Below are 15,606 nucleotides of genomic sequence, written 5' to 3' on the forward strand. Positions count from 1 at the left end.
GATTGCCAATTCTCCTTCCGTGCTGGAGGCGAGTATCGCAAAGAGCAAACCAACGATGAACGCCGGCACGATCGGCCAATCCAAAAATAACACGAATAGCAACGGCGTGATAGGCGAGAGCAGCGCCAAGCGGTGCAACGGCGGTTTGACGGGCGCTTGCGGCTCGGCAAAGAAGCGATGGAGTTGGCTGGCGCGCAAATACCACACGCAAAAAACAATGCCGAAGAGCGCAAACAAACCGACCATGATAATGGCGAAATCACGCACCTGGGTGCGCGTCAAGTCCAGCACATTGATATAGAGCTGCCAATTGCGAATATTCAGCATGCCGCCCATCGCCAGGCCGATCAGCATTACTGCAGCCGAAGTCACTGGTGAGATGCCGACATGGAGCATGATGGGCAGAATGATCGAACCGACCATGATGACGGTGCCGAGTTCGCCCAGGGTCGTAAAAATTGCGGCTGTGATGAACATCAGGCTCAGCGCGAGCACGAGCGGGCGGTCGCCGACCAGCTCGGCGGTGTAGCGAATCATCAGCTCCACCACCCCGCGATTTTTGATGAACATTGCGAGAATGCCGCCAAAAATTGAAGCCATGATCGCCGGGGCGACTTGCAATGGGCCGCGTTGGAGAATGTGATTGAGGAGATAATCTTCCGGGATGCCCGCAACAATGGCGAACAGCAGCGCCAGTAAAGGCAAAGCCAACATCGCGGAAAGGCGCTTGCGGTACATCAATATGACGCAGGCGACGAGGATAACCAGCAATGCGGCTGAGATGAGCACGTGTGTGTCCCACGAATGAGGTGCAAGGTCCTAAATAATGCGGTGAAAATAGTGAGGGAAGCAACGAAAGTCAAACGGAATTTCCGGCAAAGCCGCGCGCCTGTGTCATTTCTTTAATGATGCACGCCAGCGTGCGATTGCCGGCGGCAGCGTCATGATGCCGAAGATCATGTAAGGATACTTGTAGCGGGGATCGCCCACCGTCATGAGATTGATGCCGATGCCGTAGAGCGCGGACAAATAAATGACGGCAAATTTTCCCAGTTCTTCCTTGTGTTTGTGCTTGAGAAGAAAATAAAGTTGATGAAGTAGCAACGCCAGCATGCCGAAGTAATAGATGTGATGTATGATTTGTAATGCCGCAAATCCCAATTTAAACCCCAAAGACTCGCCCGCCAGAATTCCGGAAACACCTTTAGTTTGGAAAATGATTTTGCCGAGATGATAGAGACTCCAGTCATTGCTGTGTGTCAGTGTGTTGACGGCCCAATCATCGCGGCCGAAGAGGTGCAATAATTTGAGAGGCAATAGTCTGAGCCATGAAAGCGGGTGGGTTTGAATCCAATACTTGGCTTCCTGCATCCAAAGCTCGCCTTTTTGGATATAGGTTTTGGAGTCCCCCTCGGGAATGAACCCAGGATTGCCCGGCTCAAAAACTTTTTTGTTGTACGCGCCGTTGGCAAACTCATTCGCGCCCATCAACAGGTTTGATGGCCCGGTGGTGGAGGTGAAAATGAAATCGCCAAAATAGCTTTTGGTGGTAAACCCCATGGCGGCAATCGTGAGAGAAAATCCCAGCAGGAGAGACATCATGCGGGCATGCTGCGCCTGGCAGCGTGTGCCGTGATACAAATAAATCGAGAGATAAGCGAGCAGTAAAGCCCAGCCGAACGGCCGCACGCCAGTCGCCAGCGCCAAAAAAGCGCCCGCCAAGCCGGCATCGCGTTTTTGAGTGCGTAGGTAAAAATGAAAGCTGGCCAGGCTCAATACACCGAACGCAAGCTCCGTGAGATTCAATAATACCAAGCCGAGATTGGTGAGATAACAAACATAGAGGATGACAGCGAGTCTTGCCCAGTTTTCTTGCGCCAGCAGTTGATTTGAAATCTTGTAAAGCAAAAACAATTGCAGAAAATTTAACACGAGGTTTGCAAGCAGGATGGTAGTCGTTGAGTTGTTTATGCTCAACAACCCGATCAAAAAATTAATGTAGAGTGGCGCCAAAATATAATCATCGAAACGATGATGCGGCAAGGGATATAGCCCGCCCGCTTCAAGGCATTCTCGCGCCAGCCGTAAATGTTCGAGGGAGTCGCTTTGAAAAGGCAGAGGGAGGAAAGTGATATAAAAAAGCTGAATACAAAAATAAATTACGAGCACGAGGGGAAGACGATTTGAGACGGACTCTAGATGATGAAACATGGCGCAATGTTTGTGTCGGCATGAACTCGTCGGGCCAATTCCGTTGCAACCCGAAAAATTTGGTCAAGGTTTGCCACCCGGCACTTCTTGTCACGAGAAAGTAGGCTGGCTGGCTGCCATTTTCAAGGCCAAACTTCTAACTCTACTCGTTTCACAATGAAAGCTGAGAAACACAAAACTGATAGTTTGATATTCCGGAGAATATCGCGAGAACAAATACACCGCCACAATCAACCTCACATAAAACACAAGACAGAGGCACAACTTTTTAGCAGAATCAATGAGCTCAACTTTAAGCTTGCCTTTTTTGGCATTTGTTGCTACCATAGGCCGGCCTGAGGAATAGGCTGGACCTCGGACCCGTTTCAAATGATGGCTTAACGAGTGACATTGCAAATAAGGATTACCCCTTGACCCGCGCGTTTGCCTACCTCGATAAAAGCAACCTCCCCATGATCGGCGTGGAATGGCGTGAGCCGAATTCACCGCAACCCTACACGACTTACAATTTCTCACGTGCATGGGATTTGTTCCGGCAGATCAAACTCAAAAACAAAGCGCCGCAATTCAATTTCCTGCAAGTGATGCTCGAAATGGATGTGTTTCACGCCGAAACGTTCGATGAAGTTTTCACGACGCTGCGGGAGTTCCGGCCGCTGCACGATTTGATTTTAAGCGAGCCGTATACGTTTCAGGTTCCGATCGCGCGACCGCAGAAGATACTTTGTATCGGGCGCAATTATCGCGAACATGCCGCGGAATTGAAAAACCCTTTGCCGAGTGAGCCGATTGTCTTTGGCAAATCGCCTTCGGCGATGATTCCGCACCAGGAGGCTGTGCGCCTGCCCAAAAATCTCGGCGCGATTCATCATGAAGCCGAGCTGGCCGTTGTTATCGGCAAAACGGGCGCAAATATTGCGGCCAACGCTGCGCGAGATTTCATCGCCGGTTATACCATTCTCAATGATGTCACCGCACGCGAGTTGCAGAAGAAAGATACCGCTGCCGGGTTGCCCTGGTTTCGCGCCAAAAATCTGGATACCTTTTGTCCCATCGGACCTTATCTCATTCCGGCCGGTTGTGTTGCCGATCCGCAAGCGCTCGAGCTCAAACTCACCATTAATGGCGAAACCCGCCAACGCGGCTCGACCGCGGATATGATTTTCCCCGTCACCGAATTGATCAGTTATCTCTCGCGTTTTTGTACGCTGCAACCTGGCGACATCATCGCCACGGGCACGCCGGAAGGCGTTGGCCCGCTGCAATCCGGCGATACCATGGTCGCGAGCATCACGGGTTTCGGCGATCTGGTGAATCCGGTTATCTAAAAAAGTGAGAAAAAATCCGCCGGTTCGTTTCAGGAGAAGTATGCCTTCCGGCATGCTAAGGATCGACAGTCAAATAACTTTCTCAATCTTCCACCGCGAATACACGCGAATCATCGCGAATTAAAAAGCATTAGCGGCCCTTCGCGTTGATTAGCGGTTTAAAGAAATAAATGACGATCCTAAGTATGTTATCGCTTCAATCCAAAATTTAATCAAGGAGGATTTCACATGAAGGAGGTTAAGTTGTTCGTGCTGGTCGCGGCGATTCTCGCTGCTGCTTTTGCAGAATCACCGGCGCAGCCCTCGTTGCGCAACAAGCCGCAAGTCATTCCGGGTGAAGTCATTATCAAATACAAAACACCGGGTGCGCGCAGCGCAACGATTCTTGCGGAAACCGGCATTTCTCAGGTCCGAGCCTTTGCAAACGATCAGTTTGTGCTGGGCAAGGTGGCGGCCGGGCGAAACATGGACGCGGTTTTGCAGGCCTGCCGGAATCAATCCGAGGTGGAATATGCCGAGCCGAATTACCGCCTGTACATCCTCGAAGAAACTCCGGCGATGCCGCCAGTTTTTCCGAACGATGATCGCTTCAGCGATTTGTATGCGATGCACCAATCAAACGATAATGACATCGATGCGCCGGAAGCCTGGGATATCACAACGGGTGATCCGGATCTTATCGTCGGCATCATTGACACCGGCATTGACTACAATCACGAAGATTTAAAGGATAATATCTGGATCAACCCCAGCGAAAGCGGCGCCAATTCCAACAACGGCGTTGATGACGATGGCAACGGCTATGTCGATGACTTTCGCGGCTGGAATTTTATTTTCAACACCAATGATCCTTACGACGATAACGACCATGGCACGCATTGCGCAGGCACGGTGGGCGCGGTGGGCAATAACGGCAAAGGCGTTGTCGGTGTAAATTGGCGCGTGAAGTTGATGGCCTTGAAGTTTTTGGGGCAAGACGGCTCGGGCAGCACGGCCGATGCCGCCGAAGCCATCATTTATGCCGCGAACAATGGCGCGAAAGTTCTCAGTAACAGTTGGGGCGGCGGTGAAGCTTCACGAACGCTGGAAGACGCCATCAAATACGCGGAGCAACGTGGCGCGATTTTCGTGGCGGCGGCCGGCAATGACGGTCTCAATAATGATAACACGTCGAGTTATCCTTCGAATTACACGGTGGCAAACGTGGTCGCCGTTGCCAGCTCTGATCGCAACGATAATCTGTCGAGTTTCTCGAACTATGGCCGTTCCTCTGTCGATCTTGCCGCGCCCGGTTCGAGCATCCTGAGTTGCCGGCCGTTGGGCCGCTATCAATTGTTGAGCGGCACCAGCATGGCGACTCCGCATGTTTCCGGCGCGTTCGCATTGGTGTGGGCCAAATATCCCACGTTAACAACGCAACAAGTTATCATTCGCGTGCTCGGCGGCGTTGAACGCAAATCGGCATTCCTCAATCGCATGGCAACCGGCGGCCGTTTGAATGTCGCGAATTCTCTCTCGACGAATCCGCTCATCGGTTTGACCACGGATTGGCGCAACACCACAAACACAGCCGGGCCATACACCGTGCAAACCGGTGTGGTCGATGACGGCAGCGTTGCAAGCGTGCGCCTGATTTACACCCTCAACGGCGGCGCCGCAGATACGTTGAATATGCCGTCAACCGGCGCGCCGGATATGTATGCTGCCAATATTCCGGGACAGCCGATGAACACCGTGATTAATTACATGGTGCTTGCTGCCGATAATCTTGGCAATCGCACGCTTGGTCCGACGTACAGTTTTTCGATCAGCAGTCAACCCGATCCCGGTGACGGCGGCGGCTGTTGCGGCAGCCAGGCGTTGTCGCTCAAGGGCGCGGATGCTTCCACGGAATTTGCGCTTGGCACTCCGCTGAATCTTGCCTTCTTCCTGATTCCGCTTTGGTTGCTGCGCCGGCGCAAACGCTAGTTTGGATTTGATGATCGACGATTGAGGATAGAAGAAATTGAAAACTCTTTAGATGAGTTTATAATCTCTATCCTCAATCCTCGATGTTATCCTCGATTTTCAACACTTCGACCAACAGGAGCTTTGGCTTTCATGTTGAGCGATACTTATCCCACCCTCGAAGCTATTCAGAAAAACCGCGAGCAATTGGGGAATCTCATCATTGAAACGCCCGTTTGGCAATGGCAGAGTCAGCGCGCACAGCGGTTGTTTGGCGAAAACACGGAAATTTTTTTCAAATTGGAATTATGGCAGCACACCGGAAGCTTCAAGCCGCGCGGCGCGCTTACCTCAATGTTTGCCTTATCGCCGGAACAACTGGCGCGCGGCGTGACGGCGGTGAGCGCCGGCAATCACGCCGCCGCTGTGGGTTATGCCGCCTCCGTCTTCAAGACCACGGCTAAAGTCGTCATGCCTCAGCGCTCGGATGCAACTCGTATCGCGCTGTGCAGGTCATACGGCGCAGAAGTGGTATTGGTCGATGATGTGCATGCTGCATTTGATGCGGTAAAGTTGATCGAGCAAGCGGAAGAGAGAACATTTATTCATCCGTTTGAAGGGCCTAAGGTGGCGTTGGGCACGGCAACCGTGGGCTGGGAGTTTTGCCGGCAATGCCCGGCACTCGATGCCGTCATAGTCCCGATTGGCGGCGGCGGGCTTTGCGCCGGCATTGCTGCGGCCGTGAAACAAATGCTTCCGAATTGCCAGGTATTTGGCGTCGAACCGTTGGGCGCGGATTCGATGCATCGCAGTTTCGCCTCCGGCAAGCCTGAGGCCATTGAAAAAGTCACGACAATTGCCGATAGTCTTGGCGCACCGCATGCCGCGCCTTACAGTTTTGCATTATGCCGGAAATTCGTTGATGAATTGGTTCGCGTCGATGATGATCAGTTGTGCGAGTCGCTGTATTTGCTTTATCGCGACATGAAATTGGCGGTTGAGCCGGCGGGCGCAGCCTCAACGGCGGCATTGCTCGGGCCGCTGCGCCAAAAGCTTGCGGGCAGGAAAGTGGGGTTAATCGTTTGCGGCGCAAATTTGGCAACGCAAAAGTTTGCGGAATATCTGCAACGCGGCGAAACGATTTTTACTTCCAAATTTTGAAAGCAACAGTCAATAGTGATCTGACCGCCATTTTTGTTTACAAGGCATGCACAAATGAATTGGCCGGCAAAGCTAATAACAAATCCCACCCTTTCACTCTTCGTTTTTCTCCTGTTTGATCTCGCCCCAATTTATGCGCAGATGCCTTCCCCGCAGGCCGTCTTCGGTTTTCAAATGGGCGCCGACCGTAAACTCGTCGATTGGAAAGAAATCACGCATTACTTTGAAATGCTCGATAGAAGCAGCGAGCGCGTGCAAGTCGTCGAATTTGGCAAGAGTACCGAAGGCCGGCCCATGATCATGGCCGTCATTACCTCGGCGCAGAATTTTCGTCGTATGCAGGATATTCTGCGCATCCAAGCGGCGTTGGCGGACCCGCGCAAAATGCCGCAAGACTCTCTCGAAAATTTTGTGCAACGCGGCCGCACCGTTGTGATGCTGAGTTGCAGTATTCACAGCACGGAGATTGCAGCGTCCCAGATGTCGCTGGAATTGGCGCATCATCTCGCTTCAAACAATGACGCGGCGACACTTGAAATTCTCAATAACGTCGTCACACTGTTGGTGCCCTCGCCGAATCCCGATGGCATTCAACTCGTGGTCGATTGGTATGAAAAGCAGCTCGGTACGCCCTATGAAGGCAGCGCGCCGCCGTGGCTTTATCAAAGCTACGCCGGCCACGATAACAATCGTGATTGGTTCATGCTCAATCTCGCGGAAACCCGCGCCCTCACAGCTTTGCTTTATCACAAATGGTTTCCACAGATCGTTTATGATTTGCATCAAATGGGCCGCAACGGACCGCGTTTCGTCATTCCGCCGTTTTATGAAGTCTCGCATCCCAATATCGATCCTCTCATTTTGCGCGAGATTATGATGATTGGCGGCCATATGTCGACCGATCTCGCCGCGGCCGGCTTTACCGGCATTGCGACTGAAGCGATTTATGACATGTGGTGGCACGGCGGCATGCGCACCGCGCCTTATTATCACAACACCGTCGGCTTGCTGAGCGAGGCCGCCAGCGTAAAAATCGCGACGCCCATCACATTGCGGCCTGAGGAGCTGACCAGCGCCGGGCGCGGTTTGCAAAATGTGCGTGAATTTCAAACGAATTTTCCCGAGCCGTGGCCCGGCGGCGCGTGGCGGCTGCGCGACATTGTTGATCTCAATCTCACCGCCTGCAATTCCGTGTTGACTTTGGCGGCGCGCTATCGTGATCTCTGGCTGAGGAATTTCTATCACGTTGGATTGCGCGCCATTAATAAAGGCCGGCAAGAGCAGCCGGCAGCTTACCTCATTCCACGCGAGCAAACCGATCCGGCGGCAGCGCAGAAGATGCTCGATATTTTGTTGTGGCAGGGCACGGAAATTCTGCGCGCGCGCGAAAGCTTTGTCGCCGAGGGTATGCGTTTTCCTGCGGGCGCTTGCGTGATTGATTTGCGCCAGCCCTATCGCGCGAATATTGTCACCCTCATGGAAAAACAGAATTATCCCATCCGGCGTTCCTCGCCGGAGGCAGCGCCGGAGCGCCCGTACGATGTAACGGGATGGACATTGCCCCTGCAAATGGGCGTTGAAGTGATGGCGCTGGAAAAAAGTTTTGATGTTGCAGCGGACACGATGAATTTCTTCACGATGCCATCTGCTGCAAGAATCTTCTTCTCTGTTGAGTCTTCTCATTCCAATTTGAGCGAGGCGCAGTACTACCTTTTCTCCTCGAGCAATTCCGACGCCTATCTTCTGATCAATCGTTTGTTCGATAAAGGCAAGTCAATTTATTGGAATACAAAAGCGTTCTCCGATCAGGGGCAGGCATATCCTGCGGGCCAGTTTCTTGTACCGCGTGCACAGCTTCAAGCGAATGAATTAAAAAAACTCGCCGGAGATTTGACGCTTGCAGTCGTGCCGGTAACATCTTCATCATTTCCGACGCAACGGTTACAGCAGCCGCGGGTGGCGGTTTATCGCAGTTATGTTCCAGCCGAAGACGAAGGTTGGACGCGTTATGTATTGGATGATTTTGCATTCAAACATCAAACGCTGTGGGACGCTGATCTGCGCGCCGGTGATATTGCAGAAAATTTCGATGCGATTATTATTCCGGATCAGGCTGATAGCGTGATCCTGCACGGCCACATTGCGCAGGCGCGTGATAACCGTCAGGTTTATCCGCCAGAATTTTGCGGCGGCCTTGGCCAAGTCGGTTTGCGAAATTTACGGCGATTCGTCGAGTCCGGAGGAAGCTTGCTGGTGTTTGATAGCGCCACAAAATTGTTTATTGATGCCTGGGCTTTGCCCGCCGTGAATGTGCTGGAATCGCTCAAGGGTTCGCAATTTTCTGCGCCCGGCTCGATTCTGCGAGGTTTGGTTGACGCCGAGCATCCGGTGATTTATGGCTTGCCGCGCGAAGTCGCATTGTTCTTTGCGAATTCGCCGGCATTCAAATTATATGATCGTCAAGCCGTGAGCTTGATCGCCTACCCGCAGCAGAATCCGTTGTTAAGCGGATGGCTGCAGGGCCATTCAGAGCTTCATGGTAAAACAGCGCTGGCGGAGATAGCCTTGGGCAGAGGCCGTGTTTTATTGTTCGGTTTCCGGCCGCAACATCGCGGACAAACGTGGGGCACGTTTAAGCTGGTCTTCAATAGTCTGCTGTACGCCGCCGCTGAAATCAGCGCTGCGGATAATCCCGCGTCCAGCGTCGAATAAATTGTTGAGAATTTCTGTTGTGTGCAGTGTCTATTTAGCAACGCCATTCAAATAACGCCTCCCAATTCCTGCTGCCGCTACTTAACGCGAATGTGCGCTAATATATTTCGAATTCGCGTTTATTAGTGTATATTCGCGGTTTCGAGGAAATGAGTAAATTATTTCGGTATCCCTTATTACCTGTCCGCAGGCGGGTTATTGGGTGATATTGTTTTTACAGCCGCTCGACCGTTGTATCAAAAAACGGGAGTTCTTCGAGCCTTGAAAACTCGCTCAAACCGAGGATGGAGCAGGGTGATCGGTTACAATCAAAAGTGTTACGGCCAATTGAATAATTAAAATCAGTGTGCGAACCGTCATATGGATCAAAAAAAAGAAACAGCGCAAGCAGCAGAAAAAAAGCAAGCCAAGTCCGAGGAATCCCCGGCGCCTTACACCGCGGTCGTTTATTTTCATGGCATGGGCAGCCAGCGCCGCTATGAAGAAGTGAGCCGATTGGTGGATTGTTTGGATCACTACGCGGGCGTGAATCATGAACAGCGAAAGACAGGTTTACTGCGGGAGATCAAAGCCTATCTGGAAACGTGCCGTAACGGGCGCACGGATGATGTTTCCTATCTGCGAGTAACACATATAAAGGACAATCAGCGCCCGAAATTTCGTTTTTATGAAGTCTACTGGGCGCCTTTGATGGCGGGCGCGATTTCAACAAAAGAAGTTGTGAAGTGGGTGCTGGCCCGCCTTGCCACGCCGGTGCGCATGGGAAAAACGCCCTGGCGCTTGCGGCCGCGCGTCAAACGTTCCGCATTGTTTCGCCTCTGGGCGGATCATGAAAAAGGCGGGAAGAATGCGTATCAGCATGGCGATCTGCACGAGTTGTTGGAGGATTATGATGCGTTCGAGGGGCAGGCGGCTCGTCAAAAATATCCCAAAGGCGGTTTTCGTGATTTTTTGGCGTTCTTGAGCGACCAGCATAACAAGAACAATCATGGCGCGGCGTTGCGCGGCCGCATTGTAGCGCTTGCAAAAGAATGGCGCAGCTCTCACAATCGTGCCGAGATGTTTACGTTTGCTATGCTGCTGACGTTTTTTGCGGTGATGCTTATTGCCGTTTTTGCTGCGGCCGTGGCGGCTGTCGGCGTCAGCGGCCTTGCCCTTGCCGGCCTTGTGTTGTTGCTCAAAGAGATCGGGCTTGCGGATAGCATCGGCATCGATATCGATAAAGTGAATTCCTTTTTTCTGCAGATTTTCGGCTTGCAGAACAATGCGCCGTGGAGTCAAGTTTTTAGCCGCCCGGATTTTTACGTCATTCTCGCGCTCAGCTTGTTTACATTGCTGGGCTTGGTTCTCGTGCGCACATTCTTGCGCGATTATGTCGGCGATGTGCAGCTTTGGACGACCTATGAAGAAACAAATGAAAAATATCGAAAGCGTAAAGAAGTGCTGAAGGGCGCATTCGATACGATGGCGCATGTTCTGCTCGATGAGGCGTGCGAACGCGTCGTGGTGATCGGCCATAGTCTGGGAACGACGATCGCGCACGATACGCTGTTGGAGTTGGGACGATACAATCGTGCGCGCCACAACGATAGAGCCAAAGCCTTGCGCGGCCCGTTGCCGCTGCATAAAATCGAGCATTTCATTACGCTGGGCAGCCCGATTGACAAAGTTCATTATTTCTTTGAAAGCCATAAAGGCAAGCATCATCGCTACAATCGTGTGGTCGAAGAAGTGCGCGGCGATCTCGGTGAAGTGCCGTTTGCCTCGAATCGTAAACCGCATATCCATTGGATTAATATTTGGGATCGCGCCGACTTAGTCAGCAGCTCGCTGGAAACACCCTGCAACAAGCTGCTGCCCGATCTCAAAGTGGATAATTTTGAAATTTCCAGCTATTACTTTCCGGATCCCGTAAAAAGTCACTCGGCCTATTTTGAACATGCTGAAGTCATCAGCATCATTTTTGACGTCATTTTCAATCACCGTTATTCATACAAAATGGCTCCGCGAGAAGGGTCTCACGGCGCGCCGAATTACAGCGCGCAGAATGTCGGTCCAGGAACCCGCCTGCCGTTCACTGCGCCGTTGCAAAGCATGATGATTGCGCTGCCCTGGTTGATTTTGGGAACGATCGTGGTTCATCTGATGCGAGTTGATTTTTGGAAGCCGATTTTTCTGTATGGCACGGCTCTCGTAATTATTGTTTTATTGATCGCGTGGGGTTTTAGTAAGATGGGCGGCCTTCTGAAGCCGGTCAAAGAGCCGGGAACCGCTGCACACTCCTCGACTGAAACGACGTCTTCCGATGTCTTGTGAAGGGCTGCGATTTTCGATAACAAATCACGCCGCGCATGATTGAGTCACTATGAAAATGAATTCCGTGCAATGGGGAAAATTTGTGGGGGAAGCGATGCTCGCAATGCTGGGTAATGACCCGTTTCGCATTGCCCAGGCCTGCGGTTGGCAGGTGATTATTGAGGAGCAAGATTCGCTGAATTATTTTTTGCCGCGCCGGGTGGCCGTTTGGGAAGGGGATAAGCGCATCATTCGTATTTTTAGCTCAGCGTTGCGGCGGATTTTTATCGACGAACAATTCGGCCTGCGTTTGGTTTGCAGCCATGAAGTCTTTCACGGCCTGCATGCCTCCGGTTATAAATTGTGCCAAGCCATTTCTAACCCGCCGCCGCAGTTGACCCGCTCTGAGCAAGAGCAAGCCGCGGAAGCTTTTGCGTTGACACTGTTGAGCGCATGAAGATTTCTCTTTGAGATTATTTTCATGCCTACTATTGGCTGATATCGGTAGACAATTTAAATCGTACAATGCGATTATTGCCGGTATCGGCGACATATAGTGTTTGATCGAAGAACGCCACCCCGCGCGGGTTTTGAAATTGTTTTTCGCCCGCACCGGCCCTGCCGAACGATTGCTGCTCTTCGCCGGCCGCAGAAAACTTGAATAAATAGTTCAATTCCGCATCAATCACATAAATGTTTCCTTCCGAGTCCAGCGCGATATCCTCCGGCTGGGCAAATTTGTCAATCGCAAAGAGATCGAAGTTTCCTGCCGCCGGGTTCAAGCGCGCGGCGTAACCGAATTCGCCGGGCGTCAGCCATTGCACTTTGAAAGAGTTTTGGCCGATCATGCAAAAAATGAAATCTCCAGAAAAATCACGCAATGCTGTAATCCCGCTCGGACTCGAGGCCGACAAAATGCCCAGACCGTTCGCTTCGAGGTTGATCGCGTCTGGAACTCTCACTTGAAAACCTTCCGGAAAAATCAGAACCTGGTTGTCGTTCTTGTCTCCGCCGGTTGCCGTGACAAAGTAGGAGATTGTACCGCGCCCCTGCGTACTCGTCAACAAGGCGGCGATTGCGGTATAGCGCCGGTCGGGGTTGTCGACTTCTTCAAAAACCAATTCCACCGGCGCCGCGGCAATTTGATGTTGTACCGCCGTCAAGTTGATGCGATGGATTTTGTTGCTGTCTGTTACGATCAGCAAATTCAGTTTTGAATCTTGCGTCAGCGCCACAGGATTGTCGACGGTTTGCGACTGGCCGAGAATATTGCCTGCCAAATCGAGCATAAGAATGCGATCGTTACCGGTGTCGGCAACATAAATCAAAGGCTCGCGACCAATCAAAATATCCTGCGGTTGATTCAAGCTGTAGCCTGCGGCCGCATCCCATACCGGGCGAAGTTGAATGTAAGTCGTATCGCTCACGATGGTCGAGCCGCCGCCCTCCTCCGGTTGTTGCGGCAGCGGAAATTTTTCGCCGCCGCAAGCCAGAAGTAAGAACGCGACAAGAATGAGCAAACCAGCGGCGAGATTAAGCGCTTTGCCAAAATTCATATAAAGCCCTTTTGAGAATGTTTCCAGAAACGAGACGGCGATAGTCTTCAGTTGAGCGTACATCCGTAATTGGCCGGACTTCCTGCATAGCCGTTTGCCCGGCTTGTTCGATCAACGCCTCGGTCAGCCGTTTTCCGTTTAGCAAGGCCTCGGTTTGCGGCGTGCGGATCACAGTCGGCGCCACGCTGCCGTAGGCAATTTTGATGAAACTGATTTCATGTTCGGCCGTTTTTTGCGCGCGCAGCGCCAAAACGATTTTGGAAATCGCCTGCGCCTGCCGCGTGCCGACTTTGCGGAAATATTGCCAATCGTTTTTTGCCGATTTGGGCAAATAAATTGCAAGCAGCAGTTCTTCCGGCGCCAGTTTGGTTTTGCGATAGCCGGTATAAAATTCATCAAAAGCGATTGTGCGCGTGCCTTGCGCGCTGCCCACTTCCAAAACCGCATCAAGAACCGCCAGCACCGGCAGCGTGTCGCCTGCCGGCGAAGCATTGACAATGTTGCCGCCCAACGTGCCGCGATTTTGAATCTGCGTTGCGCCCACGAGTTTAGCCGCTTCGATCAAAATCGGCGCATGCTGCTGCACCAGCGCGGAACGAATGATTTGCGTGTAAGTCGTCAACGCGCCGATGCGAATCATATCATTTGATTCGCCAATGCCGCGCAATTCTGCCAATTTCCAAATATTTAAATACGCGGGATGCTGCTCGACGCGCGCGTGCAACGTCACCATCAAATCCGTGCCGCCCGCCAGTACTTTGACGCCTTCTCGTTCTTGTTGGAGAATAGCGTAAGCCTCAGCGAGGGTTTTAGGCGAATGCGTTTTTATGGTGGAAATCATTTTCTTTTTTGCTCGTTACGAGAGTTGCAAGATGGGTTGGTGGATCAGCGCGGCCTAGTCATCGTGCAATCCAACGATCCATCAATCCATTTATCCAGTCATACTTTTTCCGGCGGGCCTGCTGCCGCGGCAATCGCGTCAAAAATTTTCATATCACCCGTACACCGGCAGAGATTGCCGGCGATTGCCTCTTTGATCTGCTCGCGTGACGGCTTGAAGCGCTCATTCAAAAACGCGGTTGCGGCCATCAACATGCCGGGCGTGCAAATACCGCATTGCGCGCCGCCGTGTTCGAGAAATGCCTGCTGCACACGGCTCAAACGCCCGTCTTGCGCTAGTCCCTCGACCGTGATGATCTCACTCTCCTCCACCTGGCAAAACGGCACCAGGCATGAATTCACGACTTCACCGTTTAGGATCACCGAACACGAGCCGCATTCGCCTTCGCCGCAGCCCTCTTTCGAGCCGGTGAGACGCAAATCTTCGCGCAAGACATCGAGCAAGCGCTTCATTGGCGGCAAATCGAGATCGTAAGATTTGTTGTTGACTTGGAAGCGAATTGGCATTTTTTGTGTGAAGAAGTTAGCGATGGCGAAATTCGGTTATTCAGCTTGTCTTGTAAAGCTGCTGAAGCAATTCAAGTGAACATACGACATCTTATTATCGTAGCAATTCATCGCATGTCAATCGATGCGGCTCAACTCTTGCATCGCCGTAGCAGCATTTAGAATGCGAAATGGCAAACCCTGAATCTCCGTCAAAAAATGGCGATTCTCAGAGATCAAAGTCCGCACACCTTCTGCCTCAAGATGCGCCGCCACAACAGCATCGCCAAACTTGCAACCCAATTCCTGAAATTTCTCGATTAACGCAGGGGCTGTTGGATGCCAGTTGATTTTGACACGATTGGGATATCGCATAAAAAGTCCGAACAACTCATGGACTTCATTCGGCTGGAGATTTTTTTGGAGTTCGCGAATAATTTGGCGAGGTATGTAAAGATGAAGCGCGCCGATTTTTTGAAGCAGTTCTGCACAAGCGGGAAATTTCGGTTCCTCGCGAATACCGAAAATATAGATGTTCGTGTCGAATGCTATCCAGCTATCGCTTGTAGTCATCGGCGGCAACAGCCTCTCTGGTTTGCGCCAATTCGGCAAAAATTTCGTCAACCGACTGAGCGAGCTTGTTTTCTGCTGCCAGCCGTTTCCGGATTTGTTCGGAGAGCTTTTTTAAGCCGCGTTGGTAGTTCAAATCCACAAGCTTTTGCAGAAGATTTTCCTGTTGGGCAAGCTCCCAACTCGCGATTTCTTGCGCGATTTCATCTGCGCGGGTGTCAAGTGTTTCCATAATAGGCCTCAAGCGATTCAGAAATTCTGAGAATGAAATGCGAGCGATGGGCATAAATGCTCTTGGAGTTACAAAAAATAATTCGAAAAGGCAAATAAAATACTTCCTGTGTCGGGGGCCACGACAATTCCCCCACCTTCTTGCCTTAGGGCCAGGATAATTCCCCCACCCAGGGTCAACTTAATTCCCCCACCTGGGTCAGGATAAT

General features: G+C 51.8%; 13 protein-coding genes. 6 read left to right on the forward strand and 7 right to left on the reverse strand.

Translation table 11 applies throughout. The annotated features are described in order from the left end of the window. Together FBQ85_17990 and FBQ85_17995 are read right to left on the reverse strand one after the other, a co-directional pair. On the reverse strand, nt 1–789 hold a 789-nt coding region (locus tag FBQ85_17990), incomplete at its 3' end, for a hypothetical protein (GenBank protein MDL1877026.1). A 105-nt stretch (nt 790–894) separates the two neighbouring features. Further along, nucleotides 895–2,169, reverse strand: coding sequence for a hypothetical protein (locus FBQ85_17995; GenBank protein MDL1877027.1), 1,275 nt, complete (start codon nt 2,167–2,169; stop codon nt 895–897). A 635-nt stretch (nt 2,170–2,804) separates the two neighbouring features. Between FBQ85_17995 and FBQ85_18000 the strand changes: the two genes are divergently transcribed. From FBQ85_18000 to FBQ85_18025, 6 genes are all read left to right on the forward strand, one after another. Continuing rightward, entirely contained in the window at nt 2,805–3,539 is a 735-nt protein-coding gene (locus FBQ85_18000) for a fumarylacetoacetate hydrolase family protein (protein MDL1877028.1), read from the forward strand. A gap of 228 nt (nt 3,540–3,767) precedes the next feature. Next, nucleotides 3,768–5,507 carry a hypothetical protein gene (locus tag FBQ85_18005; GenBank protein ID MDL1877029.1) on the forward strand — a complete coding sequence of 580 codons (1,740 nt, stop codon included), beginning with the start codon at nt 3,768–3,770 and terminating at the stop codon, nt 5,505–5,507. A 132-nt stretch (nt 5,508–5,639) separates the two neighbouring features. Then, nucleotides 5,640–6,647, forward strand: coding sequence for a threonine/serine dehydratase (locus tag FBQ85_18010; GenBank protein ID MDL1877030.1), 1,008 nt, complete (start codon nt 5,640–5,642; stop codon nt 6,645–6,647). 54 nt (nt 6,648–6,701) lie between these two features. Then, nucleotides 6,702–9,359: a peptidase M14 gene (locus tag FBQ85_18015; protein ID MDL1877031.1), complete on the forward strand. Its 2,658-nt coding sequence runs from the start codon at nt 6,702–6,704 to the stop codon at nt 9,357–9,359. 360 nt (nt 9,360–9,719) lie between these two features. Beyond that, nucleotides 9,720–11,675 carry a hypothetical protein gene (locus FBQ85_18020; GenBank protein ID MDL1877032.1) on the forward strand — a complete coding sequence of 652 codons (1,956 nt, stop codon included), beginning with the start codon at nt 9,720–9,722 and terminating at the stop codon, nt 11,673–11,675. A gap of 49 nt (nt 11,676–11,724) precedes the next feature. Continuing rightward, a complete protein-coding gene (locus tag FBQ85_18025) occupies nt 11,725–12,111 on the forward strand; it encodes a hypothetical protein (GenBank protein MDL1877033.1) in 387 nt (128 codons plus the stop codon). Between the two features lie 31 nt (nt 12,112–12,142). Here the strand turns inward: FBQ85_18025 and FBQ85_18030 are convergent, their stop codons facing one another. The 5 genes from FBQ85_18030 to FBQ85_18050 form a co-directional block, all read right to left on the reverse strand. Continuing rightward, nucleotides 12,143–13,273 (reverse strand): hypothetical protein, encoded by a 1,131-nt coding sequence (locus FBQ85_18030; protein ID MDL1877034.1) that lies wholly within the window; start codon nt 13,271–13,273, stop codon nt 12,143–12,145. After that, nucleotides 13,188–14,051, reverse strand: a complete 864-nt coding sequence (locus FBQ85_18035) for a xanthine dehydrogenase family protein subunit M (GenBank protein ID MDL1877035.1) — start codon at nt 14,049–14,051, stop codon at nt 13,188–13,190. Before FBQ85_18035 ends, FBQ85_18030 begins: the two co-directional genes overlap by 86 nt. A 98-nt stretch (nt 14,052–14,149) precedes the next feature. Then, nucleotides 14,150–14,617, reverse strand: a complete 468-nt coding sequence (locus tag FBQ85_18040; protein ID MDL1877036.1) for a (2Fe-2S)-binding protein — start codon at nt 14,615–14,617, stop codon at nt 14,150–14,152. A gap of 117 nt (nt 14,618–14,734) precedes the next feature. Then, the gene (locus FBQ85_18045; GenBank protein ID MDL1877037.1) at nt 14,735–15,169 is read right to left on the reverse strand and encodes a type II toxin-antitoxin system VapC family toxin; all 435 of its coding nucleotides are present in this window, start codon (nt 15,167–15,169) and stop codon (nt 14,735–14,737) included. After that, complete coding sequence (locus FBQ85_18050) at nt 15,153–15,398, reverse strand: hypothetical protein (GenBank protein MDL1877038.1); 246 nt, start codon at nt 15,396–15,398, stop codon at nt 15,153–15,155. Before FBQ85_18050 ends, FBQ85_18045 begins: the two co-directional genes overlap by 17 nt. Nucleotides 15,399–15,606 lie beyond the last annotated feature (208 nt).

This window comes from Cytophagia bacterium CHB2 (assembly GCA_030263535.1).
Lineage (GTDB): Bacteria > Zhuqueibacterota > Zhuqueibacteria > Zhuqueibacterales > Zhuqueibacteraceae > Coneutiohabitans.

Bases quoted from the DNA above. Each gene is read 5' to 3' on its own strand.
- FBQ85_18035 (MDL1877035.1), bottom strand. From the start codon at position 14,051: ATGATTTCCACCATAAAAACGCATTCGCCTAAAACCCTCGCTGAGGCT.
- FBQ85_18030 (MDL1877034.1), bottom strand. From the start codon at position 13,273: ATGTACGCTCAACTGAAGACTATCGCCGTCTCGTTTCTGGAAACATTC.
- FBQ85_18025 (MDL1877033.1), top strand. From the start codon at position 11,725: ATGAAAATGAATTCCGTGCAATGGGGAAAATTTGTGGGGGAAGCGATG.
- FBQ85_18010 (MDL1877030.1), top strand. From the start codon at position 5,640: ATGTTGAGCGATACTTATCCCACCCTCGAAGCTATTCAGAAAAACCGC.
- FBQ85_18050 (MDL1877038.1), bottom strand. From the start codon at position 15,398: ATGGAAACACTTGACACCCGCGCAGATGAAATCGCGCAAGAAATCGCG.
- FBQ85_18005 (MDL1877029.1), top strand. From the start codon at position 3,768: ATGAAGGAGGTTAAGTTGTTCGTGCTGGTCGCGGCGATTCTCGCTGCT.
- FBQ85_18040 (MDL1877036.1), bottom strand. From the start codon at position 14,617: ATGCCAATTCGCTTCCAAGTCAACAACAAATCTTACGATCTCGATTTG.
- FBQ85_18020 (MDL1877032.1), top strand. From the start codon at position 9,720: ATGGATCAAAAAAAAGAAACAGCGCAAGCAGCAGAAAAAAAGCAAGCC.
- FBQ85_18015 (MDL1877031.1), top strand. From the start codon at position 6,702: ATGAATTGGCCGGCAAAGCTAATAACAAATCCCACCCTTTCACTCTTC.
- FBQ85_18045 (MDL1877037.1), bottom strand. From the start codon at position 15,169: ATGACTACAAGCGATAGCTGGATAGCATTCGACACGAACATCTATATT.
- FBQ85_18000 (MDL1877028.1), top strand. From the start codon at position 2,805: ATGGATGTGTTTCACGCCGAAACGTTCGATGAAGTTTTCACGACGCTG.